This is a genomic window from Jatrophihabitans sp. (assembly GCF_035474675.1).
GTDB lineage: Bacteria > Actinomycetota > Actinomycetes > Mycobacteriales > Jatrophihabitantaceae > Jatrophihabitans_A.
This window is the reverse complement of the sequence record NZ_DATINC010000162.1, coordinates 31,383-55,503: the sequence shown is the minus strand read 5'-3', so window position 1 is coordinate 55,503 and position 24,121 is coordinate 31,383. Positions and strand designations below refer to the sequence as shown.

General features: G+C 72.7%; 30 protein-coding genes and 1 riboswitch. Of the genes, 19 read left to right on the top strand and 11 right to left on the bottom strand.

Annotated elements, in window-relative coordinates; translation table 11 throughout:
* The first annotated feature begins 131 nt into the window (after positions 1–131).
* From VLJ82_RS19260 to VLJ82_RS19250, 3 genes are all read left to right on the top strand, one after another.
* Positions 132–1,391, top strand: coding sequence for a coproporphyrinogen-III oxidase family protein (locus VLJ82_RS19260; RefSeq protein ID WP_408664982.1), 1,260 nt, complete (start codon positions 132–134; stop codon positions 1,389–1,391).
* Positions 1,392–1,456: 65 nt separating this feature from the next.
* Positions 1,457–2,527 (top strand): FAD-dependent oxidoreductase, encoded by a 1,071-nt coding sequence (locus VLJ82_RS19255; RefSeq protein WP_408664981.1) that lies wholly within the window; start codon positions 1,457–1,459, stop codon positions 2,525–2,527.
* A gap of 129 nt (positions 2,528–2,656) precedes the next feature.
* The gene (locus VLJ82_RS19250; protein WP_408664980.1) at positions 2,657–2,860 is read left to right on the top strand and encodes a hypothetical protein; all 204 of its coding nucleotides are present in this window, start codon (positions 2,657–2,659) and stop codon (positions 2,858–2,860) included.
* 79 nt (positions 2,861–2,939) lie between these two features.
* Here the strand turns inward: VLJ82_RS19250 and VLJ82_RS19245 are convergent, their stop codons facing one another.
* Entirely contained in the window at positions 2,940–3,695 is a 756-nt protein-coding gene (locus tag VLJ82_RS19245; RefSeq protein ID WP_408665002.1) for a DUF6008 family protein, read from the bottom strand.
* 327 nt (positions 3,696–4,022) lie between these two features.
* On the opposite strand from VLJ82_RS19245, the gene VLJ82_RS19240 reads away from it, so the two are divergent.
* From VLJ82_RS19240 to murD, 4 genes are all read left to right on the top strand, one after another.
* A complete protein-coding gene (locus tag VLJ82_RS19240; RefSeq protein ID WP_408664979.1) occupies positions 4,023–4,328 on the top strand; it encodes a metal-sensitive transcriptional regulator in 306 nt (101 codons plus the stop codon).
* A gap of 43 nt (positions 4,329–4,371) precedes the next feature.
* The gene (locus VLJ82_RS19235) at positions 4,372–4,605 is read left to right on the top strand and encodes a heavy-metal-associated domain-containing protein (protein WP_408664978.1); all 234 of its coding nucleotides are present in this window, start codon (positions 4,372–4,374) and stop codon (positions 4,603–4,605) included.
* A 103-nt stretch (positions 4,606–4,708) separates the two neighbouring features.
* Positions 4,709–6,928, top strand: coding sequence for a heavy metal translocating P-type ATPase (locus tag VLJ82_RS19230; RefSeq protein WP_408665001.1), 2,220 nt, complete (start codon positions 4,709–4,711; stop codon positions 6,926–6,928).
* A gap of 79 nt (positions 6,929–7,007) precedes the next feature.
* Positions 7,008–8,390: a UDP-N-acetylmuramoyl-L-alanine--D-glutamate ligase gene (gene murD, locus VLJ82_RS19225; RefSeq protein ID WP_408664977.1), complete on the top strand. Its 1,383-nt coding sequence runs from the start codon at positions 7,008–7,010 to the stop codon at positions 8,388–8,390.
* Here the strand turns inward: murD and VLJ82_RS19220 are convergent.
* The gene (locus VLJ82_RS19220) at positions 8,380–9,777 is read right to left on the bottom strand and encodes a hypothetical protein (protein WP_408664976.1); all 1,398 of its coding nucleotides are present in this window, start codon (positions 9,775–9,777) and stop codon (positions 8,380–8,382) included. The two genes, murD and VLJ82_RS19220, sit on opposite strands and share 11 nt — an antisense overlap.
* A gap of 179 nt (positions 9,778–9,956) precedes the next feature.
* On the opposite strand from VLJ82_RS19220, the gene VLJ82_RS19215 reads away from it, so the two are divergent.
* The 4 genes from VLJ82_RS19215 (at position 9,957) to VLJ82_RS19200 (ending at position 13,009) form a co-directional block, all read left to right on the top strand.
* On the top strand, positions 9,957–10,685 hold the full coding sequence (locus VLJ82_RS19215; RefSeq protein ID WP_408664975.1) for a DUF72 domain-containing protein: 729 nt from the start codon (positions 9,957–9,959) through the stop codon (positions 10,683–10,685).
* A 46-nt stretch (positions 10,686–10,731) separates the two neighbouring features.
* Positions 10,732–11,760 (top strand): SDR family oxidoreductase, encoded by a 1,029-nt coding sequence (locus VLJ82_RS19210; RefSeq protein WP_408664974.1) that lies wholly within the window; start codon positions 10,732–10,734, stop codon positions 11,758–11,760.
* Positions 11,761–11,773: 13 nt separating this feature from the next.
* A complete protein-coding gene (locus tag VLJ82_RS19205; RefSeq protein WP_408664973.1) occupies positions 11,774–12,349 on the top strand; it encodes a hypothetical protein in 576 nt (191 codons plus the stop codon).
* Positions 12,350–12,586: 237 nt separating this feature from the next.
* Positions 12,587–13,009, top strand: a complete 423-nt coding sequence (locus VLJ82_RS19200; protein WP_408664972.1) for a nuclear transport factor 2 family protein — start codon at positions 12,587–12,589, stop codon at positions 13,007–13,009.
* Between the two features lie 24 nt (positions 13,010–13,033).
* Here VLJ82_RS19200 and amaP read toward each other — a convergent pair whose 3' ends face one another.
* The 6 genes from amaP to VLJ82_RS19170 form a co-directional block, all read right to left on the bottom strand.
* Positions 13,034–13,609, bottom strand: a complete 576-nt coding sequence (gene amaP / locus VLJ82_RS19195; protein ID WP_408664971.1) for an alkaline shock response membrane anchor protein AmaP — start codon at positions 13,607–13,609, stop codon at positions 13,034–13,036.
* Positions 13,609–14,151 carry a DUF6286 domain-containing protein gene (locus VLJ82_RS19190; RefSeq protein WP_408664970.1) on the bottom strand — a complete coding sequence of 181 codons (543 nt, stop codon included), beginning with the start codon at positions 14,149–14,151 and terminating at the stop codon, positions 13,609–13,611. The genes amaP and VLJ82_RS19190 overlap by 1 nt, the downstream gene beginning before the upstream one ends.
* A gap of 17 nt (positions 14,152–14,168) precedes the next feature.
* The gene (locus VLJ82_RS19185; RefSeq protein WP_408664969.1) at positions 14,169–14,654 is read right to left on the bottom strand and encodes an Asp23/Gls24 family envelope stress response protein; all 486 of its coding nucleotides are present in this window, start codon (positions 14,652–14,654) and stop codon (positions 14,169–14,171) included.
* The gene (locus VLJ82_RS19180) at positions 14,651–14,833 is read right to left on the bottom strand and encodes a DUF2273 domain-containing protein (RefSeq protein WP_408664968.1); all 183 of its coding nucleotides are present in this window, start codon (positions 14,831–14,833) and stop codon (positions 14,651–14,653) included. The genes VLJ82_RS19185 and VLJ82_RS19180 overlap by 4 nt, the downstream gene beginning before the upstream one ends.
* 192 nt (positions 14,834–15,025) lie before the next feature.
* Positions 15,026–15,514, bottom strand: a complete 489-nt coding sequence (locus VLJ82_RS19175) for a hypothetical protein (RefSeq protein ID WP_408664967.1) — start codon at positions 15,512–15,514, stop codon at positions 15,026–15,028.
* On the bottom strand, positions 15,511–15,975 hold the full coding sequence (locus VLJ82_RS19170) for an Asp23/Gls24 family envelope stress response protein (RefSeq protein ID WP_408664966.1): 465 nt from the start codon (positions 15,973–15,975) through the stop codon (positions 15,511–15,513). The genes VLJ82_RS19175 and VLJ82_RS19170 overlap by 4 nt, the downstream gene beginning before the upstream one ends.
* Positions 15,976–16,330: 355 nt before the next feature.
* Between VLJ82_RS19170 and VLJ82_RS19165 the strand changes: the two genes are divergently transcribed.
* Positions 16,331–17,089 carry an ANTAR domain-containing protein gene (locus VLJ82_RS19165; protein WP_408664965.1) on the top strand — a complete coding sequence of 253 codons (759 nt, stop codon included), beginning with the start codon at positions 16,331–16,333 and terminating at the stop codon, positions 17,087–17,089.
* A gap of 66 nt (positions 17,090–17,155) precedes the next feature.
* Here VLJ82_RS19165 and VLJ82_RS19160 read toward each other — a convergent pair whose 3' ends face one another.
* Entirely contained in the window at positions 17,156–17,884 is a 729-nt protein-coding gene (locus VLJ82_RS19160) for a YqjF family protein (RefSeq protein ID WP_408664964.1), read from the bottom strand.
* Between the two features lie 67 nt (positions 17,885–17,951).
* Positions 17,952–18,016: riboswitch (guanidine-III (ykkC-III) riboswitch) on the top strand.
* Positions 18,017–18,026: 10 nt separating this feature from the next.
* On the opposite strand from VLJ82_RS19160, the gene VLJ82_RS19155 reads away from it, so the two are divergent.
* Entirely contained in the window at positions 18,027–18,278 is a 252-nt protein-coding gene (locus tag VLJ82_RS19155; protein WP_408664963.1) for a CBU_0592 family membrane protein, read from the top strand.
* Positions 18,279–18,341: 63 nt separating this feature from the next.
* Positions 18,342–18,725, top strand: a complete 384-nt coding sequence (locus VLJ82_RS19150) for a hypothetical protein (RefSeq protein WP_408664962.1) — start codon at positions 18,342–18,344, stop codon at positions 18,723–18,725.
* On the opposite strand, the gene VLJ82_RS19145 is transcribed toward VLJ82_RS19150, so the two are convergent.
* Entirely contained in the window at positions 18,722–19,549 is an 828-nt protein-coding gene (locus tag VLJ82_RS19145; protein ID WP_408664961.1) for a UbiA family prenyltransferase, read from the bottom strand. The genes VLJ82_RS19150 and VLJ82_RS19145 overlap by 4 nt on opposite strands.
* Positions 19,550–19,599: 50 nt before the next feature.
* Between VLJ82_RS19145 and VLJ82_RS19140 the strand changes: the two genes are divergently transcribed.
* The 4 genes from VLJ82_RS19140 to VLJ82_RS19125 all read left to right on the top strand — a co-directional run bounded on the left by VLJ82_RS19140 (position 19,600) and on the right by VLJ82_RS19125 (position 22,983).
* Positions 19,600–20,667 (top strand): type III polyketide synthase, encoded by a 1,068-nt coding sequence (locus VLJ82_RS19140; RefSeq protein WP_408664960.1) that lies wholly within the window; start codon positions 19,600–19,602, stop codon positions 20,665–20,667.
* Positions 20,664–21,200 carry an isoprenylcysteine carboxyl methyltransferase family protein gene (locus VLJ82_RS19135; RefSeq protein WP_408664959.1) on the top strand — a complete coding sequence of 179 codons (537 nt, stop codon included), beginning with the start codon at positions 20,664–20,666 and terminating at the stop codon, positions 21,198–21,200. The genes VLJ82_RS19140 and VLJ82_RS19135 overlap by 4 nt, the downstream gene beginning before the upstream one ends.
* A complete protein-coding gene (locus VLJ82_RS19130) occupies positions 21,197–22,213 on the top strand; it encodes an NAD(P)/FAD-dependent oxidoreductase (protein WP_408664958.1) in 1,017 nt (338 codons plus the stop codon). The genes VLJ82_RS19135 and VLJ82_RS19130 overlap by 4 nt, the downstream gene beginning before the upstream one ends.
* Before the next feature lie 200 nt (positions 22,214–22,413).
* Complete coding sequence (locus tag VLJ82_RS19125; RefSeq protein ID WP_408664957.1) at positions 22,414–22,983, top strand: hemerythrin domain-containing protein; 570 nt, start codon at positions 22,414–22,416, stop codon at positions 22,981–22,983.
* A gap of 16 nt (positions 22,984–22,999) precedes the next feature.
* Here the strand turns inward: VLJ82_RS19125 and VLJ82_RS19120 are convergent, their stop codons facing one another.
* Positions 23,000–23,194 carry a hypothetical protein gene (locus VLJ82_RS19120; RefSeq protein ID WP_408664956.1) on the bottom strand — a complete coding sequence of 65 codons (195 nt, stop codon included), beginning with the start codon at positions 23,192–23,194 and terminating at the stop codon, positions 23,000–23,002.
* Between the two features lie 115 nt (positions 23,195–23,309).
* On the opposite strand from VLJ82_RS19120, the gene VLJ82_RS19115 reads away from it, so the two are divergent.
* On the top strand, positions 23,310–24,107 hold the full coding sequence (locus VLJ82_RS19115; RefSeq protein ID WP_408664955.1) for an SDR family oxidoreductase: 798 nt from the start codon (positions 23,310–23,312) through the stop codon (positions 24,105–24,107).
* The last annotated feature ends 14 nt before the right edge of the window (positions 24,108–24,121 follow it).

Here is a 24,121-nt window from a genome sequence, read left to right as displayed (position 1 = left end):
GCCGGGTCGCGGGCGGTATCGCGGGCCCGAGACCATCGCTCCTGGCCCCGAGGGCGGTTAAGCTGCCACGACATCCACGCACGGGACTGCGCGCAGAACCTGCATTCGATCGGTCAGAAGGAGAACTGGGCATGTCCGAGGCAGGTACCGCGAAGCGTCCCTTGCTGCTCTACGTCAACACCCCGTTCTGCAACTCCAAGTGCCACTTCTGCGACTGGGTGGTCAAAGTCCCGATCGGCGACCTGCGGCTGGGCCCGGAGTCCGAGGGCCGGCGCGGGCACCTGGACGCGCTCAAGGTCCAGATCGCCGAGCAGGCGCCGGCCCTGGTCGAGCGGTACCGGCCCGAGCTGATGTACTGGGGCGGCGGCACCGCGAGCATCCTCAGCCCGGCCGAGATCGAGACCCTCTACGGCGCGCTGGCCGACGCCTTCCCGATGGCCGGCATCGTCGAGTCGACCATCGAGAGCAGCCCCGAGTCGCTCACCCTGGACAAGCTCCGGCTGCTGCGCGAGATCGGCTTCAACCGGATCAGCATCGGCGTCCAGTCCTTCCGGGACGACCGGCTGCGGATGATCGGGCGGGCCCACTCGGCGTCGATGGCCGAAACCAGCATCGAACTGGCCCGGCAGGCCGGCTTCGACAACATCAACATCGACCTGATCGTGGGCTTTCCGGACCAGGGCTTAGACGAGGTCGAGCAGATGATGCGGCACGCGGCCCAGCTGCCGGTCAACCACTACTCGGTCTATGCCTACCGGGCCAGCGAGGGCACCGTGCTGCGCCGCCGGCTGGACCGGGCCAACGCCAAGACCGACCTCGCCAACCAGCTCGAGGCCTACCAGCTGGCCAGCGACATCCTCACCGAGCACGGCTTCCCCGAGTACACCTTCGCCTACTTCGGCAACCCGATCTGCCAGGCGGACCTGGCCTACTACCAGATGAAGCTGGACTGGATCGGCTTCGGCTCCGGGGCGTTCTCGGTGATCGACGGCCGGATGAAGGGCTTCCGGGCCGGCAAGCTGCGCGACTACATCGCCCACCCGACCGAGTTCGACTACGACCTGCCGCTGTCGTCCGGCGCGCAGGCGGGCAGCCTGATCGGCTTCGCGCTGACCACTCCGGAAGGGGTCGACGCCGAGGTGTTCCGGCAGCGGACCGGGATCACGCTGGCCGAGGCCCTGGAACTGCCGGAGGTCACCGCCTACCTGGACCAGCTGTGCCAGTACGGCGAGCTGATCACCGACTCCGCCGGCATCCGGTTCGCCCGCGAGGACATCGCCAAGGTCTACATCTCGATGAACTGGCACGAGCAGCCGGCGGAGGACGCCGAGCCGGCCCCGGCCGGGCCGGTGCCGGTCGAGATCGGCCTGCCGGCGGCGGCGCCGGCCTGAGCCGCCCACCCGCCGGGACACCGCCAGGTAGGCTGCCGGACCGTGACCCCCGACCGGCCCAGCGCATGATCGCCGGTCACTGGAGCGTCGTGGTGGCCGGCGGCCGGATCTCCGGCGCCGTCACCGCCTGGGCGCTGGCCCCGTACGCCGACAGCGTCCTGGTGGTCGACGCCTCGCAGGCGGGCTCCTTCTGGCCGCAGCAGTCCACCTGGGACCGGGAGGGCAACCTGCTGTGGGCCGACCTCGGCCTGCTGGAGGCGGTGCTGGCCTGCGGTGCGCCCCGTACCTACGGGCACACCCTGCGGGTCGACGACGATGTGGTCGAGCACGACTATACGCAGCAGGACGAGTACTCCTACCGGATGACGCTGCCCCGCGAGGTGCTGGACTCGGTGCTGCTGGCCGCCGCCGCGAGCCGCGACAACGTCACGGTGCTGCGGCCGGCCCGGCTCGGCGACATCACCAGCCGGGGCGGCCGGGTGACCGGTGCGACGGTGCGGCACGACGGCACCGAGCACCAGGTCAGCTGCGACCTGCTGGTGCTGGCCGACGGCCGGCTGTCCCGCAACGCCGACCGGCTCGGCGCCGAGCCGTACCGGGTGATCCCCTCACCCTGGGTCGCGCTGCTGGCCTACTGGGCCGACCTGCCGCTGCCCTCGGACCGCGGCTACTTCAACTCCCAGCCCGGCAGCCTGGCCATCTCGACACCGTGCGGCCCGCGCCAGTGGTGCGTGTCCACCGACATGCACCAGCGCCTGATCGACGAATCGGGCGGTCACCCGGCGCAGCTGTACCACCGGATCCTCGCCGAGGACCCGCACCTCGGCCCCGCGCTGAAGGCCGGACGGCAGCTCAGCAAGCTGGGCGGCGCCGGCAAGCTGCGGATGCAGCGCCGCCCGATGAGCGGGCCGGGCTGGTGCCTGGTCGGCGACGCCGGCTACCACCTGGACCCGGTGACCGCCCGGGGCACCAAGGCCGCACTGGTCACGGCCCGCATCCTGCGCAACCGGATCGCCGAGATCGGCGGGATCGACGGCACCCTGCTGGGTGGCCTGACCGAGCAGCGCGACGCCGAGCTGGAAGCGGACTGGGTGGTCGCCGCCGAGCTGTGCCAGCCCGCCCCGGTACCGTCCTGAGCCGGGAGTCGGAATCGCGATTGTCGCGTAGTGTCCGATAAAGGCCCGGAATGACCCGTGTCGCCGTACGCTGATCTTCCTGATCGCAGGCCGCATCGACCTGCGACTCGCGCGGGGAAGGACGCGATCATGAGCGATATGGGCAGTGGCGGGTTCGTTCCGCCTCCGGTGACCGGTGCCGCGCAGGCCGCCGGCATGGCCGACGCCAAGCGCCAGGCGCGTGACCACCGCCGGCTGCACAGTGCCGAGAACGAGGCCGAGCTCAAGGCGATGCGGCCGTCCCGGTTCGCCGGCCTGCGCCAGCTCCTCGGCCGGCTGCGCCGGCGCGGCTGACGGGCCGCACCTCCGAAAAAGAGTCCGGCGCGGCCACCTCTGCACGAGGCGGCCGCGCCGGATCTGTTCTTGCTGCTGGTTACCGGGCACCCGCCGGGTCGGCCACCGGCCGGTTCAGCCCGATCCGCACCGGCTCCTGATCGCCCTCCGACTCGACCGCGCCGACCTCGAACGAGGCGCGCACCGTCGCCCGCTCCCGCCACAGGTGGTACACGGCCATCGCGAAGATGTACGAGCCGATCAGGTTGGCGATGGTGTGCCACCAGATCCGGTAGGTGGCCGCACCGGCCCCGGCGTCCAGGGTGCCGAACCAGGTGGACAGCCCGATCGCCTTCTTGGCACCGAGCGCCACCGACAGGGTCAGCGCGATGTGCTCCAGGCCGTGGATGCCCTGCATCCAGACACCCATCTTGCCCCACTTGCGGGCGGTGACCCGGCGGGCCCGCGCGGTGATCAGCACCACCCCGGCGATGCCGGCCAGGAAGATGAAGTTGCCCACCAGGTGCAGGATCTCCATGCCCAGCGTCGGCTTGGAGTCATCGAGCTGCCCGTAACCCTTGGCCAGCCCGGTGCCCCACGGGGTCATCCAGGCCTTGGCATTGGGGTGCTGGATCCAGTACCCGGCCTGGGCGATGTGCTCCTGCAGGTGACCGATCTGGCCGACGATGCCGATCCCGATCACCGCGGCGGCCCCGTTGAAGACCCAGGGCTTGGCCCTGCCGCGGTTGGCGAGGGCCAGGGCGGCCACCGCGCCCCACATCGCCACCGCCCACGCAGTGAGCAGGATCGCGCCGATGGTGTCCCAGGTCGGCACCGAGTGGTTCATGCCGGTCATGTTCTCCATCGCGATCAGAGAAGTCGCGTTGCCCATGGTGCAGTCCTCCTAGACTCGGGCGGAAGGCTCTTCCTGCGAACGGTCGAACCTGAATGTGGAAGCTCCGGCCTCGTTACCGGTGATGGTCTGCGACTAGATACTGTCGCGATCCAGTGACTAGTGTGGACAGCGCGCTCCCGGGCGTCTTCTCGACAATTGCTTTGCTTGGCACAGGTTTTACTCAGGGCCGGCGCGGCTGGTGCCGTGTTCCCCGGTTGGTACCTGATACCGGTAGGGGGTACTGTGGGCTTGCCGGACAGTCCGGCGCTCCAGGGAAGGACGACTCGGGTGACCAATTCGGTTGAGCCGGTAGCGCGCGGGTACTCCGGCACCAAGGAAGCCCACCTCAAGCGGTTGCGCCGCATCGAGGGCCAGGTCCGCGGCCTGCAGCGCATGGTCGAGGCCGACACCTACTGCATCGACGTGCTCACCCAGGTCTCGGCGGCGACCAAGGCGCTGGAGGCGGTGGCGCTCTCGCTGCTGGAGGAGCATCTGGGCCACTGCGTCGCCGGCGCCATCCAGGCCGGCGGCCAGGACGCCGAGGACAAGGTGAAGGAAGCCTCGGCCGCCATCGCCCGGCTGGTGCGTTCCTGACCCTGCTTTCCACCCCGTATGCCCGAGAACGAGGAAGAAGACGATGACCAGCTCCAGCTACCGGGTGACCGGCATGACCTGCGGCCACTGCGTTTCCGCGGTGAGCGAGGAACTCAAGAACCTCGACGGGGTGTCCGACGTCGCGGTGGACCTGGACCCGGCCGGGATCTCGCTAGTCACCGTGACCAGCGCCGAGCCGCTCCGGCCGGAACAGGTGAGTGCCGCCCTGGACGAGGCCGGCGGCTACCACCTCGTCCCGGCCGGCTCTGCCGCCTGACGGGCGAGAGACCCTTCCGGCCGTAACCAGCCCTGGAGTTCCCGGCGTGACCATCGCACCCCCGCCCACCACCGGCCGCAACGTCGAGCTGCGGATCGGCGGGATGACCTGTGCCTCCTGCGCGGCGCGGGTGGAGAAGAAGCTGAACAAGCTGGCCGGCGTCACGGCCAGCGTCAACTACGCGACCGAGACCGCCAGCGTGCGGATGCCGGACGGCACCACCGAAGCCGACCTGATCGCCGTGGTCGAGGCGACCGGCTACACCGCGACGCTGCCGGCCGGGCGGCCGGACGCCGAACCGGACCCCGGCACCGGCCGGTCGCGGTTGCTGGTCTCGGCCGCGCTGGCCGTTCCGGTGCTCGCGCTGGCCATGATCGGCCCATGGGAGTTCCGGTACTGGCAGTGGGTCTCGCTGGTGCTGGCCACCCCGGTCGCGGTGTGGGGCGCCTGGCCGTTCCACCGGGCCGCGCTGGTCAACGCCCGGCACCGGGCGGCCACCATGGACACCCTGATCTCGCTCGGCGTCGCTGCCGCCTACCTGTGGTCGCTGTGGGCGCTGGTGTTCGGCGGCGCCGGCGAGCCCGGCATGCGAATGGAGTTCAGCCTGCTCGCCGCGGGCTCCGGCGACGAGGCCGTCTACTTCGAGGTCGCCTCGGTGGTCACCGTCTTCCTGCTCGCCGGACGCTACTTCGAGGCCCGCGCCAAGCACCGCTCCGGTGCGGCGTTGCGGGCGCTGGCCGAGCTCGGCGCCCGCGAGGTCGCGGTGCTCTCGCCCGGCGCCGGCACCGAACGCCGGGTACCGATCGACCAGCTGGCGGTCGGGGACCTGTTCGTGGTGCGGCCGGGTGAGAAGATCGCCACCGACGGGACCGTGGTCGAGGGCAGCTCGGCGGTGGATGCCTCGATGCTGACGGGGGAATCGGTACCGGTGGAGGTCGGGCCGGGCAGTGCGGTGGCGGGCGCGACGGTCAATGCCAGCGGCCGGTTGGTGGTCCGGGCCGGCCGGGTCGGCTCGGACACCCAGCTGGCCCAGATCGCCCGGCTGGTCACCCAGGCGCAGAGCGGCAAGGCCGAGGTGCAACGGCTGGCCGACCGGGTCTCGGCGGTGTTCGTGCCGGTCGTGCTGGGGCTGGCGGTGCTGACCTGGCTGGCCTGGCTGGTCACCGGCGGCAGCACTGCCGAGGCGTTCACCGCGGCCGTCGCCGTGCTGATCATCGCCTGCCCGTGCGCGCTGGGCCTAGCCACCCCGACGGCGCTGCTGGTCGGCACCGGCCGCGGCGCCCAGCACGGCATCCTGGTCAGCGGCCCGGCGGCGCTGGAGTCGGCCCGCCGGATCGACACCGTCGTGCTGGACAAGACCGGCACGCTCACCACCGGCCGGATGAGCGTGGCGGGGCTGCAGCCGGCGCCCGGCGTCGACCCGGTCCGGCTGGTCCGGCTGGCCGGCGCGCTGGAGGCGGCCTCCGAGCACCCGATCGGCCGCGCTGTCGCCGAGTACTCAGCCGAACGGTCCGGCACTGGATTGGCTGCCGTCACCGGATTCCGTGCCGAGAACGGGCTTGGGGTGTCCGGCGAGGTGGCCGGCCACGCCGTGGTGGCCGGGCGCCGGCAGTGGCTCGCCGAACGCTGGGGAATGGCCGCCCCCGCGGAGCTGGTGGCCGCCGCCGAGCGGGCGGAGGGCTTCGGCCAGACCGTGGTGTGGGTGGGCTGGGACGGCCGGCTGCAGGGCGTCCTCGCCGTCGCCGACACGGTCAAGGCCTCGTCCGCGGCCGCGGTCGGCGAGCTGCGCGCGCTGGGGCTCACCCCGGTGCTGCTGACCGGCGACCACCGGCGGGCCGCCGAAGCGGTCGCCGCCGAGGTCGGCATCGGCGAGGTGATCGCCGAGGTGCTGCCGGCCGGCAAGGTCGCCGCGGTGCGGCAGCTGCAGCGGCAGGGCCGGACCGTGGCGATGGTGGGCGACGGCATCAACGACGCCGCGGCGCTGGCCACCGCGGACCTCGGCATCGCCCTGGGCACCGGCACCGACGCCGCCATCCAGGCCTCGGACCTGACTCTGGTACGGGGCGACCTGCGCGGCACGGCCGACGCCATCCGGCTGTCCCGCGCCACCCTGGCGACCATCCGGGCCAACCTGTTCTGGGCCTTCGCCTACAACGTCGCCGCGCTGCCGCTGGCCGCCTTCGGGCTGCTCAACCCGCTGCTGGCCGGTGCCGCGATGGCCGCCAGCTCGGCGTTCGTGGTCAGCAACAGCCTCCGGCTGCGGCGCTTCGACCCGACCGCCGGCCGGTCCGCGACCGCCGGCTCAGGCGCAGCCGTCAGCTGATCCGCCGCACCGCCCGCGCTGCCGGCTGGGCTACTGTACGGCGGGCTGGGAGTACGGCGAGCGAGGGAGCGGGACCCGGGTGAAGCTGACCGAACTGGCTGGCCGCCGGGTCGTGGTGTGGGGGACCGGCCGGGAGGCGGTCGCCGCGCTCCGGGCGATCGCCCCGCTGGCACCGGCGGAACTCCTCGCAGTGCAGGACGGCCCGGCCGCGCCGGCCGGCAACTGGGCCGAGCTGGCGGGCTCGGTGCCGCTGGTCACCGGCGCGGACGCCCAAGCCGCCATCCTGGCTGCCGAGGTGCTGGTGCGCTCGCCCGGCGTGGCCCAGACCCATCCGTGGCTGGCCGGGGCCCGGGCGGCCGGCGTCCGGATCACCGGCGGAACCGCGCTGTGGATGCCCGAGCATGCCGCGCGCACCATCGGGGTGACCGGCAGCAAGGGCAAGAGCACCACCTCGACGCTGATCTCGCGGCTGCTGGCGGCGGTCGGCCGGCCCAACGTGCTCGGCGGCAACATCGGCACCGCGGCGCTGGCGCTGCCCGAGGCCGAGCTCTACGTCCTGGAACTGTCGATGTACCAGTGCGCCGACCTGGACGACTCGCCCCGCACCGCGGTGCTCACCTCGCTCTATCCCGAGCACCTGGACTGGAGCGGCGGCGAGCGGGAGTACTACCGGGACAAGCTGAACCTGGTCGCGCACGGCCCGGAACGGGTGGTGTTCAACGCCGGCGACCCGCGGCTGACCGCCGAGCTGGCAGCCTTCGGCCCGGACCTGCCCCGGGTGCCGGTCGGGAGTGCGGACAGCTTCCACGTGGCCGCCGGATCAGCGGGCGAGCCGTGGTTCTACCTCGGCGCCGAGCCGCTGTTCCCGCGCACCGCGCTCGGCCTGGTCGGGCGGCACAACGCGAGCAACCTGTGCGTGGCGCTGGGGGCGTTGCAGGCGGTGGGGGTGGACTGCCTCGGCCAGCGCGACGCACTGGCCGAGGGGCTGGCCGGCATCCGGCCGCTGGAGCACCGGCTCACCCCGATCCCCGATCCGTCCGGGCTCACCTTCGTCGACGACTCGATCTCCACCATTCCGGAGTCGGCGATCCACGCCATCGAGGCCTACGCCCACCGCCCGCTCACCGTGATCGTCGGCGGCCAGGACCGCGGCCTGGACTACCGCCCGTTGCGGGATTACCTTGCCGCGACAGGGATTTCGGCCACCCTGATCGGGATCCCGGACAGCGGCGAGCGGATCCTGCAGGCCGTCGCGGACCTGCCCGCCGTGCTGCGGCTCAGCGCCTCCGACCTGACCGCCGCGGTCCGGCTGGCCCGCCGGCACACCCCGCCGGGCGGGGTGGTGCTGCTGTCACCGGCGGCGCCGAGCTACGGCCGGTTCGACAACTTCGAGCACCGCTCGCGGGTGTTCGCCGAAGCCATCGCTGCCACCGCGCCTGCCGGCGGCGGTGCTACCGGCTGACCGCGGCACCGGCGAGGCTCTCCATCGCCGCGACGAAGTCGTCCGGGGCGTAGCCGGCGGCGTGCCGGTCCAGCACGTCGGACCAGGCCGGGGTGGCGGCGCGGTCCAGGTCGGGCAGCAGCCGCTGGATCACCACGGCATCCCGCCAGGCCGGCAGCTCGGCCAGCCGGGCCACCGCGGCCTGGGATTCCGATATCTCACCGACGCATTCGAACGGCTTGTACCCGCCGATGCCGAGCAGCACCCGGTAGCCGGGCAGCTGGCTCTCGTCGGCCAGCAGGTTGGCGCCGAAGATGCCCACCATCCGCTGCACGCCGGCGAACGGGGCCAGCGCCAGGAACACGAACCGGCACTTGGGGCAGTCGCCGCACCAGCGCAGGGTGGCCGGCCGGTCGATGGTGTAGGCGTTGTTGCAACTGGTCAGCACGCCGTCGTAGCCGGTGGTGCCGGCGAACAGCCGGGCGATCTGCATCTCGTTCAGGTGGCGCAGCAGCGAGAAGTACAGCCCGGACACGCCGAGCCGGCTGGCCAGTGCCGCCTGCAGGGCCTGCTCGGCGTCCGCGCTCTTGGACCACTGGTGGTTGACCGGCTCGCCCTGCCAGTACAGGTTCGGCGCCGAGGCCGAGGACTCGTTCGACATCACCACCGGGCCCAGGCCGTGCAGGATGCTGGTGGCCACCGCGAGCAGCGAGTTGACCGCCGTCACCGGCACGTGGCCGTTGTAGGCGCCCTGCCGGTTCAGCTCGAACAGCTGCCGGTCCAGCGTGCGGCGCACCGCGAGCAGCTCCAGCCCGGACGCTGCCACCACACCCTCGATGATGTGGTTGGGGTTGACCGCGAAGGCGATCGGGTTGCGGCCGGAGGAGATCATCGCCTCGGTGCTGACGATGGAGTCCTTGCCACCGCCGCACGGCACCAGCGGCCGGTCGGTGACCGAGTACCACGCGCCGGCGCCGGCGGCCGCGTCCGGTTCGGTCAGCGGGTGCCCGGAGCCGGCGGCGAACCGGGTGTGCAGCACGGCGGGCAGGTCGTTGGTGTAGGCGAACTCGCGCAGGCCGTGCCGGTAGACCGCCTCCAGGTAGGCCAGCTCCGCGGCGGTGAACCGGGTGCTGCCGAGATCGACCACCGGCGGCGCGGCGGCCTTGAAGTAGCTGACCCCGGCGACCGCGTGCAGCAGCCGCAGCACCGCTCCGAACGCCTGGCGCCGCTGCTCGTCCGGCTCGCGCGCCGGCAGCGGGAAGCGCAGGCGTTCGGTGAAGCTGATCTCGGACGTGCTGCCGCCGGACAGCCGGTAGCCCAGCGCCACCTCGCCCGAGGCGAGGTCGACGTGCAGGTCGGTGGGGGAGAAGACCGCGTGGTCCAGCAGCGGCTGCGGCTCGCGATCCATGGAATTCAGGTTACAGGCGAGGCGGGAGCCGAAGCCCGGCAGACGCAGGCGAGGCCGGAGCCGAAGCCTGGCAGACGCAGCGAGGCGGGAGCCGAAGCCCGGCAGACGCAGCGTGGGGATCGGTGCGGTCGCAGGGAAGAATCGACGGGCAGCGGCGGCGAGCGAGGTCGGGAGTTCGGGTGGGCGTGCAGATCGGTACCTCCGGATGGAGCTACCCGCACTGGGACGGGGTGCTCTACCCGCCGGGCACTCCGCCCGCCGCACGCCTTGACCTCTACACCCGCCGGTTCCGCACCGCCGAGCTCAACGCCAGCTTCTACCGGTGGCCGGCTGACCGGACGTTCGCCGGCTGGCAGGCCCGGCTGCCGGCGGGTTTCCAGCTGTCGGTGAAGGCGGCACGCGGCCTGACCCACGGCAAGCGGCTGTACGAGCCGGAGGCCTGGATCGCCCGGATGGCGTCCTGCTGGCACCAGCTCGGCGCCCGACGTGGGGTGCTGCTGGTGCAGCTGGCTCCCGGGCACGCCCGCGACGACGCCCGGCTGGACTACTTCCTGGGCCGGATCCCGGACTGGATGCGGGTCGCGGTGGAGTTCCGGCATCCGAGCTGGCACGACGAGGCGGTCTTCGCCCTGCTGGAACGCCACCGCGCGGCCTACTGCGTGATGAGCGGCGCGCAGCTGCCGTGCGTGCTGCGGGCCACCGCCGACTTCGTCTACGTCCGGATGCACGGGCCGGACCCGGACCACCTCTACGGCGGCAGCTATTCCGACGCCGACCTCGGCTGGTGGCGCGACCGGATCGCCGAGTGGCAGGCCGCTGGCCGCGAGGTCTACGTGTACTTCAACAACGACGGGGCCGGCCATGCGGTGCGCAATGCCGACACCCTGCGCAGCCTGCTGGGGCAGTGAGCCGGCCGGCCTGTGCACTCACATTTGCATGGTGCAAACTCGAAAGATGGACCAGTCGAGGAATTCCCAGACCGTCGTCGTCACCGGAGCCAGCGGCGGCATCGGCCGCGCCACCGCGGTCGCGTTCGCCGCCCGCGGCGGCACCGTGGCGCTGATCGCCCGCGGTGAGAAGGGCCTGGCCGGTGCCGCGGCGGAGGTCGAACGGGCCGGCGCCCGCGCGCTGGTGGTGCCCACCGACGTCGCCGACTGCGACCAGGTCTTCGCCGCCGCGGCCCGGATCGAGGAGGAGGCGGGCCCGGTCGACGTGTGGGTCAACTCCGCCTTCACCTCGGTCTTCGCGCCCTTCGCCCAGATCAAGCCGGCGGAGTTCCGCCGGGTGACCGAGGTCAGCTACCTCGGCTACGTCTACGCCACCATGGCGGCGCTGCAGCACATGCGCCCGCGCGACCGCGGCACCATCGTCCAGGTCGGTTCTGCCTTGGCCTACCGGGGGATTCCGCTGCAGACCGCCTACTGCGGCGCCAAGCACGCGATCCAGGGCTTCCACGAGGCGCTGCGCTGTGAGCTGCTGCACGACAAGAGCAACATCCGGGTGACGATGGTGCAGATGCCCGCGGTCAACACCCCGCAGTTCGACTGGGTGCTGTCCCGGCTGCCGCGGCACGCCCAGCCGGTGCCGCCGATCTACCAGCCGGAACTGGCGGCCCGCGCGGTGGTGTATGCCGCCGACCACCCCGGCCGGCGCGAGTACTGGGTGGGCTCGTCCACGGTGGGCACGCTGGCCGCGAACGCGGTGGCGCCGGGCCTGCTGGACCGCTACCTGGCGCGCACCGGTTTCAAGTCCCAGCAGACCGGAGAGCCGCAGCAGCCCGACGCCCCGAGCAACCTGTGGGAACCGGCCGACGGCCCGGACGGCCACGACTTCGGCGCGCACGGCGACTTCGACGACACCGCGCACCGGCGCGACGCGCAGCTGTGGGCCTCGCACCACCACGGCGCGCTGGCCGCCGGTGCCGGGGGCCTGCTGGCGACCGCCGCGGCGCTGCTGCGCCGGCGGGCCTCGAGATCGAGCTGAGAGGCGTCCTGTCATGCACGAGATCCCCAAGCCGGAACTGCTCGATCCCGATCGGCTGCTGCTGGACGACCGCAACGACCTGACCGCCGACGAGCACGCCAGCCGGGCCGCGCTGCTGAACCAGGCGCTGCACGAGAGCTGCGGGTACGCCCAGCAGCTGTGGCAGAGCCTGGACGCGGTGCGCGGCTACCTGCTGGACAGCCTGCCGCCGGACCCGCATGCCTTGGACCCCGACGCCCTCGACCAGCCCGGTCGCAGGTCGGCCGCGCCCACCGGACCGGACGACGAGGCGGGCTGGGAGAACTGGATCACCGCCTACGCCACGGTCACCTCGGTGCTCGCCGGGCCGCACGGCGATTCCGGGTTCGGCTCCGACGAGGCCCGGCGGGAGGCCAGGGACCGCCGGCAGGTGCTTCCCGAGCCACCGGCTGCTCCCGAACCGGTTCGGGAGCCGGCGCCGGAGGCTGCCGGGCTTGCGGCTCGCCGGCCGGACGGGCATACCGCTGCGGGCCGCAGCCGGCTACGGCTGGCCGCGCGGGTGGCGGTGCTGCTGCTGGCGATACGCGGGCTGCGCCGCGGGAGCCGCTGAGCCGTTGAGCCGCTGGGGATCCGGCTCGATACCCACCGCTCGGGAGGCGCAGCCGGGGCGAGGGCACCCCGAGACGCTGGCTGCTCAACGCTGTCCCTGCTGGTTCAAGGCCCGGAGTGCCTCCCCTCCTGCCTATCCGATCCGGCGCCCGAACGCCAATCACAGGAACGGCGCGCGAGGGCGGATCCCCGCACCGATTCGCTACGATCCCCATCCGTCCGCAGTAGAGGAGTGATCATGTCTCAGGACAACGTTCGCACCGTTGAAGACAGCCAGGAAGCAGGGGCGCACGGCAACCACAGCCGGAAGCACTATGCCGCGCTGGTCGACAAGTACTTCGAGTATGCGCACAGCAACCGGCTGGAGGAAGTCGTCGCGATGTTCACCGACGACGCCTTCGCCACCTTCGTGGTCGCGCCGGAGCCCTTCAACGGCAAGGAGGCCATCCGCGGCTTCTACGCCAAGCTCTTCCAGGACTTCCCCCACATCGAGCCCGAGATCTTCGCGGTCGTGATCGAGGACAATCGCGCGGTCACCGAGCAGCGGATGACCATTGTCGGTCCCGACGGCACCCGGGTGGTCATGCCCTTCAACACGAATCACTTCGAATTCGAGGGCGATCTCATCAAGACCCTGCGCGTGATGGGCAGCCCCGCCTGATCCTTCCGTTGCCGACCGGGGAGGTCAGGAGACCCGTTGGCCCTGCCGGTCGGTGACGGTGAGATCCAGCCGGACCGGCAGGTCGGGATCGTCGAGTGCCTGCCGGGCGTGCCGGACCGGGTTGGCCTCGATCCGCCGGCGCAGCCCCGGCAGGTCGGCACCGTCCTCCAGGGTGGCGGCGATCACCAGCGTGGGAGCCAGCGGGTCGCCGATCAGCCGGGCGCGGACGGTCCGGACGCCGGGGTAGCCGCTGATCTCACCGGTGACCGCGTCGGCCAGCGCGGCTGGTGCCAAGGTGGTGCGCCCGGCCGAGCGGTCGCCGGTCAGCGGCAGGTCACCGGTCCGGTCGGTGGACAGCAGCAGCGCACGCAGCCAGCGCAGCGACAGCAGCGCGATGATCGCGGCCCCGGCGGCGATCACCGGCCACAGCCAGTCGCCGTGCCGGCCGAAGTAGTCGCTGACCTGGTCGGACACCAGCGGGCCGTGCCGGGTGGCGGAGCCGAACGTCCCGAAGCCGGCCAGCGCGCCGAACAGGCCGGCGGCGATCAGCAGCAGGGCGAGCAGGATGAGCATCGCCCGGTTGGTGCGGTCGGCGTGCATCAGCTGCTCCTGACCGGGGTGGCGGTGTTGACCGTGACCGACAGCGCCGGCGGTTCCCGCAACTCCAGGGCGTCCAGGCGTTGCCGGGCGGCCGCGGTGGCCGGCTCCTGCAAGCCGGCGGCGGTGTAGGGCTGCAGCCCGGCGGTGGTGGCCTCGACGGTGACCTTGCGCCGGCTCACCGACACCGTCGCCGAGGTGATGCCGTCGACGTCGCTGACCGCCGACCGGATGGCGGCGGCCACGCCGCGGCGGGTGTAGGCGGCGTCGGTCACCTCGGAGCGGACCGCCAGCCGGCCGGGCCGGCCGCGCCGGAGCTCGGCGGCGAGCAGCACCAGCCCGGCCAGCACCAGCAGGATGCTGGCGACCCGGACGCTGCCCTGCTGCCACGGGGTGCGCCTGACCCAGTCGTGCAGCTGCGGCCAGTCGACGATCGCGGGTCCGCGGCCCAGCCGCTGGGCGACCACCTCGACCACCACCAGCACGCCGGCCACGATCAGGGCCAGGCTCAGCAGGGCGGCGAGCAACCGGTTGATCAGTCTCATCGTGCCTCCCTTCGCGGCTAGCGCACCCGGCTGCGGGTGGACTCGACGGGCTCGGCCACCAGGTCGGTCACCCGGATGGTCACCTCGGGCACCTCCAGGCCGGCCAGTTCCGCCAGCCGGCTGCGGACCCGGTTGCGGACCGCGGCGGTGACGGCGGGCACCGATGCCGGCCACCGGACGCTGAGCTCCAGCCGGACCAGGGCCAGCGAGCCGTCCACCTGGGCCGAGGCCTTCGGCAGCGCGTGCAGGCTGGTCGACCGGACGCCGAGCCCCCCGGCACCGGACAGCGACCGGCCGAGCAACCGGGGTGCGGCGGCGCCGGCGTCCGGGATCTCCAGCGCGGCCTGCGCGGCGAGCTTGGCGACCACCGACTCGCTCACGGTGATGCTGCCCAGCTCGTTGCGGCCGGCGCCCGGCGCGGCACCGTCCACCGGCGCGGCACCGTCCGCCGGCTCGGCGTCCGGCCGGCCCGGTTCGGCCGCGGCGGGAGCAGGCCTGGTCATCGGCTGGAGCGCCGGTCCGAGACGTACTGGCTCAGGTCCAGGTCGCCGTCGAGGACCTTGGCCACCACGAACCCGATCAGCGCGAACAGCCCGACGATCAGCATCTGCCCCAAGCTGCCGAATGCCAGGGCGAAGCCGAGCGCCAGGCCGACGAGAACGCCGAGCGTGCTCCGGGTCATGTCGTGTTCCAATCTCTAGGAGGTTCGGATGGGCCGCTGCCGGTCAGCGGACCCGGGACCGGCGTCGCCGCCGGAGGCTGCGCAACGCCGAGGTGACCGCGCTGACCGGCCAGCGCTGGTCGGCGACGATCACCACCCGGGCCGCGCCGCCTGCTGGTTGTGGCGGTGCGGCGTCGAAACGGCGTAGCCCGGCTAGGAACTCGGCCGGGTCTCCGCCGCGGTCGGGGTGGTGCTCGCGGATGAACTCGCGCCGCTGGGCTCGGCGAAGGCGCTCGTCGTCCATGGCTCCACAGTGCCATCCGCGAGCACCGTGGGGGAACCGGCGCCGGCAGCCGGATCGGCCGGCACCGCCGGATCGGCCGGTTCCGGCTTCGCCCAGTCGGGCTCGGCGATGTCGCTCAGCACCACGTCGACGACGTGACCGGCGGCCAGCGGTGCCAGCGCCTGCCGGACCTGGCCGGCGACCACGTCGACCGGCTGGTCCCAGACACCCCGGACGTGCACCTCGATGCGGCCCTCGGCGATCCGGATGCCGGGCACCCGGCGGCCGGGGAGGTAGGTCACCGCGCCGCCGAGCAGGCCGCCGTCCAGGTCGTCCACCGCCGGGCAGCCGCGCACGGCAGCCGCCACGGCGTCGATGTCGACCCCGTCGACCAGCGTCGGATCAGCGGCCGCGGTCATGACACCCGGGCCGGCGCGTCCTGGTCGTCGGTGGGCAGGTAGACGTCGTCGACGTTGACGTTGACCTCGACGACCTCCAACCCGGTCATCCGCTCCACCGACTGCTTGACGTTGCGCTGGATGCTCCTGCCCAGATCGGCGATGGACACGCCGTACTCGACGACGATGTCCAGGTCGATGGCTGCCTGGGTCTCGCCGACCTCGACCCCGACGCCCTGGGCGACATTGGGCCCGGAGCTGCCGGGAATCCGCTCGCGCAGCGCGCCGAAGGCACGGCCGGTGCTGGTGCCCATCCGGTGCACGCCGCTGATCTCGCGGCAGGCCATTCCGGCAATCTTCTGCACGACGCTCTGCGCCACGCTGATCCGGCCCTGGTCGGTGTGCAGCCGGGTGGGGATGAAGCCGGGCTCGGAGCCGGCGGTGCTGGCAACGGTACTGCTGCTGCTGGAAGGTTGGGTCATCTCTGGCTCCCGTGCTGGTACAGCGGCCAGCTGGCTGTCAGCTGCCACCTGTCGGCGGGGAGGTGCAGGGGCTGTGCAGGGTCCCCGGGCCGAGGGGTCGACGATCGGGTGAAGATTCGTCGCCTTGCAACGGAGGGTATCCCCAGCCGGGCTCGAACGGCACCTGTTACCCAGGAACGCACAAGTCAGCTACCCAGCGTTATCGGATCGGCGGTGGTCTTCCAGCGTGCTGTATTTCTTGTGCAGCCCGGGCCTGGTTGGCTAGGTTCTCGGCCGGCTCTCCGTTACATTGGCGCTACGCCGTGCGGGTCGAGAAACGAGCCGGCACGGCCATGAGCGTGAGTAGGTACCACGCATGAGTGATCTCTCCGACCTGGACAGCGCGCGCTGGTTCGCCGCGCTTGCCCGCGATCTGGCCGAACAACCCGACCAGGACTCCACCGCCCACCGCATCCTCGAGCTCATCACCGGGGCGACCGGCTGCTCCTTCGCCTCGATCGCCCAGCTCTCCGCGCAGGGCGCCCTGATCTACAACTGTGCCACCGACCAGGCCCTGCTCGCGACGGTGGCAGCCATCTCCACCCACACCGGCGAAGGGGTGGCCTGGCAGGCGTTGCGCGACCGCGCGACGGTGCACCTGCCGGACGTGCACACCGAGACCCGGTGGCCGCAGTACACCGCCCGGTTGCGCGCCGAGACCAACCTGCGGTCCGTGCTGGGCTACTGCCTGAGCGTGGACAACCTGGTGCGCGGGGCGATGCTGCTGTACTCCGATCAGCCGCACTTCTTCACCGACGCCATCTGCCGGTTCGCCGACGTCTACGCCGACCACGCCGCGATCGCGCTGGCCAAGGTGAGCGACCGCGAACGGGCCGAGAACCTCGAGACCGCGCTGCAGAGCAACCGCGAGATCGGCATGGCGATCGGCATCTTGATGGCGCGGTACGGGCTGACCGACCACGCCGCCTTCGACCTGCTGCGGGTAACCTCCCAGCGCGAGCACCGCAAGCTGCGCGACATCGCCGCCGAGACGGTGTACTCAGGAGAGCTTCCGCAGCGTATCGGCCCGGCCCCGCTGCAGACCGGCCCGGCCGCGACGCTGCGATTGGCCTGAATTCCGAAGGTAACTACCTGCCCAGGCTCTTAGTTGCAAGCGATCGCATCGCGTGCGATCGAACGGCTAGTCCAGCCGAACCGGCCGGCCGAAGCGGGCCCGGACTCCTGGCGACCACAGGGCGCGCAGCCGGTCGCCGGACGGGGGGAGTCCGGCCGCCGCGATCACGTCCTCGCGCAGCTCGAGCACCTCGGCCTCGTGCAACGGCCAGGGCTGGTGGCTGTTCGGCACCCACCGGGTGCGGCCGCCGATCCGGGCGTGCAGTCCCCACCGGGCGGTGAGCCACTCCTCCAGCGGGGTGGGTCGGACCGGCCGGCCGACCCGGACGGTCAGCGTGCAGGCCGGTCCGCGACCCGGCCAGCGCCGCCGGGACCGGTAGTGCCAGCGGTCGGGAGCCGGCTGGGACACCTGCATCCGGGCCCAGTTGTAGGGAACGCCGAACAGCAGCCGGGCGATCGGCACCACGGCCAGCCGGGCGGTGTCCAGCGAGCAGAACACCACACCGTGCCGGCCGGCGTCGTCCACCGAGTACAGCCGGACGTTGGTCTCGGCGAACGAGCCGAAGTAGGGGATGGCACCGCCGCGGCCGAGTGCGATGCCGCGCAGCTGGAAGGGCACCAGGCCCAGGTAGCTCAGGCCCGCCACGGTGTCCGGCCGGCAGCCGGCCGGGAACAGCCCGGCGATCGCGGCCGGCTGTACAGGCCAGTGCAGGAAGCTGACGTTGCACCACTGCTGGTCGAAGACCACCGGCGGGCGCAGCGGTGCCGGGGTCGGGTCGAACTCCGGTTCCGCCATGCGGTGAGTGTCGCGCATGGTGACCGATCTGACCGGCACGGCCTCCCGGGCGATGCCATCATGGGAGGCAGGCGCCGCTTCGGCGCCCCGGACGAGGCCCGCCGTACCCGGTCAGCGACAAGACGGCGTCGAGGAGCTCGTCATGTACGACGTCGTCCAGCTCGCCGGTTCGCTGCTGGTCCTGGTCGCCTTCGGGGCGGCACTGACCGGCCGGCTCGGCCAGTCCGGCTACCCCTACCTGGTGAGCAACGCGGTGGGTTCGACCGCGTTGGCCGCCACCGCGGTGGTCAGCCTCGAGTGGGGGTTCCTGCTGCTGGAGGGGGTGTGGGCGCTGGTCTCGGGATACTCGATCGTGCGCCGGGCCACCGGGCGCCCGGTCGGCGCCGGCCACTGACCCCGCAGCTGCGGAGCGCGTCGGGAGTAGTGGTATTCGAATCTGTGTTCGATAATTGTAGACATGCCGCCCCGCGTCCTGGTGCACCTGGTCCGGCAACTGGCCGACCTGCACGCCTGGGGACGCAGCGCCGGCAGCTGGTGGGGCCTGGTCTCCTGGCGCACCTACGGCAGCTTCGGCGACGGCACCAACGGCTACCTCTACACCTCGGCCTGGGTGCCGGCCCGGCTGCTGGAGCCGTCCGGCGATCCCGCCGCCCGGCGGGAGTACCAGCAGGTGCAGCGCTTCGAACTGCCCGCTGACTCCTCCGCCTGGCCGGTGCCGGCGGCCAGCGCCGGACGCCGCTGGCGGCACTGCGGGCCGCTGGAGGACGCGCCGGCGCCCGCGCCGCAGATCGCCCCGCTGGTCGGCGGCACCGCGCTGCCGCCCGCCCGGTCCGACGGCTAGCCGAGACCGTGGTTGACCGCCAGGATCGCCACGTCCACGGCGGCAGCGGCCATGGTGGCCAGGAACGCGACCTGGCTCCGCGGCCGGCGCACGGCGCTGAGCAGCGCGGCCAGCGCCAGCCCCAGCACCGCGGCCGAGCCGAGCGCGGTGAACACCGGATGCCGGGAACCGACCTGGACGTCGACGATGCCGGCGGCCAGCAGCAGCGCCCCGACCGCGGCCAGCACCGACCCCCGGGTGCCCAGCCGTTGCGGCAGGCCCAGCACACCCGCGGCCAGGTCGTCGGGCAGGTCGGGCAGCACGTTGCCGAAGTGCGCGGCCACCCCGACCAGGCCCGCCGCCAGCATCGCCCAGGCCGGCGCCATCCTCGGGTCCGGAGTCACCGAGGTCGCCATCGCCGGCAGCGCCCCGAAGGCCACGAAGTAGGCCAGCGCCGAGGCGGGCGTCGCCTTCAGCCCCAGGTTGTACGCCCAGCCGCCGGCCACCGTGACCGCGTGCAGCAGCGCCGCCCGCCATCCCAGCCCCAGCGACAGCAGCGCGGCCAGCAGCACGGCGACGGCCAGCGCCCGCCGGACGAGACCGGTGAGTTCCGGCCGTACCGCCAGCGGCTTGTCGGTCCGGCCGGCCGTCCGGTCCCGGGATGCGTCGATCAGGTCGTTGGACCACCCGATGCTCAGCTGCCCGGCCAGCACCGCCGCCGCGGCGAGCAGGCACTGCGCCGGCGGCTTGCCGGCCACCGCGACCAGCGCCTTGGCCAGCCCCGTGACCGCCACGCAGGGGATCGGGTGACTGGTGCGCAACAAGACGGACAGTCGGGACAGCACCCGCCCGAGCATAGGGGCGGCAGCCGGCCGGACCGACCTAAGCTGAGTCGGTGACCACTATTGCCGGCGTCCGCGGGGTGCTGCCCGAACACCGATATCGACAGCAGGACATCACCGAGGCGTTCGCAGACTGGTGCCTGCCGGCCGAGCGGGACCGGGCGCTGCTGCGCCGGTTCCATCAGAACGCCCAGGTGCACACCCGGCACACCGTGGTGCCGCTGGAGCGTTACCAGGAACTGGCGGACTTCGGGAAGTCCAACGACGTCTTCATCGAGCAGGGCACCGTGCTGGGCGCCCGCGCGGTCACCGAGGCGCTGGCCGCGGCGGGCCTGGCTGCCGATGACGTCGACCTGATCCTGTTCACCACCGTCACCGGAGTGGCGGCCCCCTCGCTGGACGCGCTGATCGCCCCGTTGGTGGGACTGCGCCCGGACGTCAAGCGGATGCCGCTGTTCGGCCTGGGCTGCGTGGCCGGCGCCGCGGGCATCGCCCGGGTGCACGACTACCTGCAGTCGCACCCGGACGAGGTGGCGGTGCTGCTGTCGGTGGAGCTGTGCACCCTGACCCTGCAGTCGCGGGACCGCTCGGCCGCCAACATGGTGGCCACCGGTTTGTTCGGCGACGGTGCCGCGGCGGTGGTGCTGGTGGGCTCGCGGCGGGCCGAGCAGCTGGGCCTGCAGGCGATGCCCGAGGTGCTGGACTCCCGCTCGCACCTGTACCCGCACACCGAACGCACCATGGGCTGGGACGTCAGCGCCGACGGCCTGAAGATCGTGCTGGACGCCGACGTGCCGGTGCTGGTGGAGAAGTACCTGGCCGGCGACGTGGCGCTGCTGCTGGACGCCCACCAGCTCGACAGCAGCGAGATCGCCGGCTGGGTCTGCCATCCGGGCGGGCCCAAGGTGATCGAGGCGATCCAGCGCACCCTGGGCCTGGAGCGGGGCGAGCTGGAGCTGACCTGGCGCTCGCTGGCCGCGATCGGCAACCTGTCCTCGTCCTCGGTGCTGCACGTGCTCGCCGACACCGTCGCCTCCCGCAGTTTCGAACCGGGCAGCCCCGGCGTGCTGATGGCGATGGGCCCCGGGTTCTGCTCGGAACTGGTGTTGCTGCGGTGGTGAGCCCGGCAGCTGCCTACACCGTGCTGATCGGCCTGGTGGCCCTGGAGCGGCTGGCCGAGCTGGTGGTCTCGCAGCGCAACCTGCGCTGGAGCCGGCAACGCGGCGGCGTCGAGACCGGTGCCGGGCACTACCCGGCCATGGTCGCGCTGCACACCGGGCTGCTGGCCGGCTGCCTGGCCGAGGTGTGGCTCGCCGACCGGCCGTTCCTGCCGGTGCTGGGCTGGCCGATGCTGGCCGTGGTGCTGGCGGCCCAGGCGCTGCGCTGGTGGTGCATCGTCACCCTGGGGCCGCAGTGGAACACCCGGGTGGTGGTGGTGCCGGGTGCCGGGCGGGTCAGCTCCGGGCCCTACCGCTACCTCGCCCATCCCAACTACGTGGCGGTGGTGGCCGAAGGCATCGCCCTGCCGCTGGTGCACACCGCCTGGCTCACCGCGCTGGTCTTCTCGGTGCTGAACGCGCTGCTGCTCCGGGTGCGGCTGCGCACCGAGTCCGGGGCGCTGGCGAGGCTCGATCATGCGGAATCGACGGCATGATCGATGTGCTCGTTGCCGGCGGCGGGCCGGTGGGCCTGGCCACCGCGCTCTACGCGCACCGGGCGGGGCTGTCGGTGGCGGTGCTGGAACCGCGGGAGGCGCCGATCGACAAGGCCTGCGGCGAGGGCCTGATGCCGGCCGCGGTGCAGGCTCTCGCCGAGCTCGGACTGGACCCGCCCGGTCGGCCGTTCCGCGGCATCCGCTATCTCGACGGCGACCGCTCGGCGCAGGCGCTGTTCCCCGGCGCCGCCGGCCGCGGGGTGCGCCGGACCGTCCTGCAGTCCTGCCTGCGCGAGGCGGTCGCCGAGCGCGGCATCGCGGTGCACCGGGCCGCGGTCACCGAGATCGACCAGGACGCCGGCAGCGTGCGGGCCGGCGGGCTGGCCGCCCGCTACCTGGTCGGCGCCGACGGCCTGCACTCGACGGTGCGCCGGCTGGCCGGGCTGAACCTGCCGGCCCGGCCACCGGCCCGGTGGGGGCTGCGGCGGCACTACCGGACCGCGCCCTGGTCGGACCTGGTGGAGGTGCACTGGTGCCCGTCGTCCGAGGCCTACCTCACTCCGGTCGCGCGCGATCAGATCGGGATCGCCATCCTGAGCTCGGACCGGGCCTCCTTCGACGAGCAGCTGGCGCGGTTTCCGGTGCTGGCGCAACGGCTGTCCGCCGCGCCGGGTTCGAAGGTGCTGGGCGCCGGCCCGCTCCGGCAGCGCACCCGGGCCCGGGTCGCCGGCCGGGTGCTGCTGGTGGGCGACGCCGCCGGCTACGTCGACGCCCTGACCGGGGAAGGCATCACGGTGGGTCTGACCGCGGCCCGGTCGCTGGTGCGGTGCCTGGCCGCCGGCCGCCCGCAGGACTACGAACGGCTCTGGGCGCGCGACTCCCGCCGGTACCGGACGCTGACCAGCGGGCTGCTCTGGACCGCCGGCCGGCCGGTGCTGCGGCGCCGGATCGTCCCGGCGGCGGCCGCGGCGCCCAGGGTCTTCGAGCTGGTGGTCGGCCAGCTCGCCCGCTGAGTGAGGCACGGTGGCCGCGCCGCCCGGGTGATAGGTTCGGGATGGCTGAACGCCCAGCCGGTCCGGACGCGAACCGAGTTCGGAGGCCGTCTTCCGCCGAGGGTGCCGTTCTCCGCAGCGCACATCAGGGCCAGCCCACTCGCGCATCCGGCAGTCGAGGAACCAGCGGTGCCCTCCCCGGGTGCTGTAAGGAGTTTCCAGTGGACCAGCAACGCGATGTGATCGAGATCCTCACCCATGACCACCATGAGGTCGAGCAGATGTTCGCCGAGCTCGACCGGCTGCACGGGGCGACCGGCGAGCAGGCGCAGTCCCGGCGCAAGGACCTCGCCGAGCAGGTGACCATCGAGCTGGTGCGGCACTCGGTGGCCGAGGAGGTCGCGCTCTACCCCAAGGTCAAGGAGAAGGTCAGCGAAGCCGAGGCCGACCGGGCCAAGCGCGAGCATGCCGAGGCCGAGGAGACCATGAAGCGGCTGGAGCGGCTCAGCCCGTCCGACGCCGGCTTCGAGACCGAGCTGGCCACGCTGATGGCCGAGGTCCGCAAGCATGTCGCCGAGGAGGAGGGCGAGATGTTCCCGCAGCTGCGGGCCGTCTTCAGCCAGGAGGAGCTGGTCGAGATCGGCAAGCAGGTCGAGGCGGTGAAGAAGCTCGCTCCGACCCGGCCGCATCCCAGCGCCCCGGACACACCGCCCGGCAACCTGATGCTTGGGCCGATCGCGGGCCTGTTCGATCGGTTGCGCGACCTGGCGACGCACCGCGGCACCGGCTGAGGAACAGCCGGAGCCGCTACTGCGAGTCCGGCTCGCCGAACCCCTGGGCGGGCGGGTCGGACCGGTCGCCGGACTCCGCCGGCTCGCCGGCACCGGGGTGCAGGCCGGGCTGCGGCTCGGCCGGCGGGTTGCTGCCCGGCCGGCCGCGCTCGGGCGTCTCCTCGTCCGTGCCGAGGACTTCCTCGCTGAGGTTCTCGCCGAATTCCGTCATGGCCGCACCCCTTTCCATCCGTTTTGCTCGCCCGTTGCTGGCAATTCTTCCTATCACCCCGCCGGTTCCAGCGAACCGGTGAGGTGCCGCGACTCCACCGAAGGAGCATCCGACGATGGCATTCTCCCCGCAGGCAGCGATCGTCACCGCCTCGGATTCCGGGATCGGCAAGGCCACCGCGGTGGCGCTGGCCCGGGCCGGCCTGGACGTCGGCATCACCTGGCACACCGACCAGGCCGGTGCCGAGCAGACCGCGGACGAGGTACGCGGGCTCGGCCGGCGCGCGGTGCTGGCCCGGCTCGACACCACCGAGCTGCCCGGCTGCGGCGACGTGGTCGACCGGCTGGCCGACCAGCTCGGCGGGCTGGACGTCTTCGTCAACAACGCCGGCACCGGGGACAACGCCCCGGTGCTGGAGCTGAGCTACCAGCAGTGGCGGCACACCCTGGCCACCGACCTGGACGGCGCGTTCGTCTGCCTGCAGCGGGCGGCCCGCCGGATGGTCGACGCCGGCCGGGGTGGCCGGCTGATCGCGGTGACCAGCGTGCACGAGCACCAGCCCCGGGTCGGCTCCAGCGCCTACGACGCGGCCAAGCACGGCCTGGGCGGGCTGATCAAGACGATGGCACTGGAGCTGGGCAGGTACGCCATCACCGCCAACGCGGTGGCGCCCGGCGAGATCGCCACCCCGATGACCGGGCAGGAGGACCACGACCCGCGCGCGGTGCACCGGTCCGGCGTGCCGCTGGGCCGGCCGGGCGATGCCCGCGAGATCGCCGCGGTGATCGCCTTCCTCGCCTCGCCGGAGGCCGGTTACGTGACCGGGGCGTCCTGGGTGGTGGACGGCGGGATGCTGCAGATGGGCCCGCAGGCCGGCTCCCACCTCACCAGCGACGACTGGCGGGACGGCTGAACTGGCGGGACGGC

Excerpts from the sequence above, each read along its gene's own strand:
- VLJ82_RS19260 (WP_408664982.1), top strand. The coding sequence starts at position 132 with ATGTCCGAGGCAGGTACCGCGAAGCGTCCCTTGCTGCTCTACGTCAAC.
- VLJ82_RS19255 (WP_408664981.1), top strand. The coding sequence starts at position 1,457 with ATGATCGCCGGTCACTGGAGCGTCGTGGTGGCCGGCGGCCGGATCTCC.
- VLJ82_RS19250 (WP_408664980.1), top strand. The coding sequence starts at position 2,657 with ATGAGCGATATGGGCAGTGGCGGGTTCGTTCCGCCTCCGGTGACCGGT.
- VLJ82_RS19245 (WP_408665002.1), bottom strand. The coding sequence starts at position 3,695 with ATGACCGGCATGAACCACTCGGTGCCGACCTGGGACACCATCGGCGCG.
- VLJ82_RS19235 (WP_408664978.1), top strand. The coding sequence starts at position 4,372 with ATGACCAGCTCCAGCTACCGGGTGACCGGCATGACCTGCGGCCACTGC.
- VLJ82_RS19230 (WP_408665001.1), top strand. The coding sequence starts at position 4,709 with ATGACCTGTGCCTCCTGCGCGGCGCGGGTGGAGAAGAAGCTGAACAAG.
- VLJ82_RS19220 (WP_408664976.1), bottom strand. The coding sequence starts at position 9,777 with ATGGATCGCGAGCCGCAGCCGCTGCTGGACCACGCGGTCTTCTCCCCC.
- VLJ82_RS19210 (WP_408664974.1), top strand. The coding sequence starts at position 10,732 with ATGGACCAGTCGAGGAATTCCCAGACCGTCGTCGTCACCGGAGCCAGC.
- VLJ82_RS19205 (WP_408664973.1), top strand. The coding sequence starts at position 11,774 with ATGCACGAGATCCCCAAGCCGGAACTGCTCGATCCCGATCGGCTGCTG.
- VLJ82_RS19200 (WP_408664972.1), top strand. The coding sequence starts at position 12,587 with ATGTCTCAGGACAACGTTCGCACCGTTGAAGACAGCCAGGAAGCAGGG.
- amaP (WP_408664971.1), bottom strand. The coding sequence starts at position 13,609 with ATGCACGCCGACCGCACCAACCGGGCGATGCTCATCCTGCTCGCCCTG.
- VLJ82_RS19190 (WP_408664970.1), bottom strand. The coding sequence starts at position 14,151 with ATGAGACTGATCAACCGGTTGCTCGCCGCCCTGCTGAGCCTGGCCCTG.
- VLJ82_RS19185 (WP_408664969.1), bottom strand. The coding sequence starts at position 14,654 with ATGACCAGGCCTGCTCCCGCCGCGGCCGAACCGGGCCGGCCGGACGCC.
- VLJ82_RS19180 (WP_408664968.1), bottom strand. The coding sequence starts at position 14,833 with ATGACCCGGAGCACGCTCGGCGTTCTCGTCGGCCTGGCGCTCGGCTTC.
- VLJ82_RS19175 (WP_408664967.1), bottom strand. The coding sequence starts at position 15,514 with ATGACCGCGGCCGCTGATCCGACGCTGGTCGACGGGGTCGACATCGAC.
- VLJ82_RS19170 (WP_408664966.1), bottom strand. The coding sequence starts at position 15,975 with ATGACCCAACCTTCCAGCAGCAGCAGTACCGTTGCCAGCACCGCCGGC.
- VLJ82_RS19165 (WP_408664965.1), top strand. The coding sequence starts at position 16,331 with ATGAGTGATCTCTCCGACCTGGACAGCGCGCGCTGGTTCGCCGCGCTT.
- VLJ82_RS19160 (WP_408664964.1), bottom strand. The coding sequence starts at position 17,884 with ATGGCGGAACCGGAGTTCGACCCGACCCCGGCACCGCTGCGCCCGCCG.
- VLJ82_RS19155 (WP_408664963.1), top strand. The coding sequence starts at position 18,027 with ATGTACGACGTCGTCCAGCTCGCCGGTTCGCTGCTGGTCCTGGTCGCC.
- VLJ82_RS19150 (WP_408664962.1), top strand. The coding sequence starts at position 18,342 with ATGCCGCCCCGCGTCCTGGTGCACCTGGTCCGGCAACTGGCCGACCTG.
- VLJ82_RS19130 (WP_408664958.1), top strand. The coding sequence starts at position 21,197 with ATGATCGATGTGCTCGTTGCCGGCGGCGGGCCGGTGGGCCTGGCCACC.
- VLJ82_RS19120 (WP_408664956.1), bottom strand. The coding sequence starts at position 23,194 with ATGACGGAATTCGGCGAGAACCTCAGCGAGGAAGTCCTCGGCACGGAC.
- VLJ82_RS19115 (WP_408664955.1), top strand. The coding sequence starts at position 23,310 with ATGGCATTCTCCCCGCAGGCAGCGATCGTCACCGCCTCGGATTCCGGG.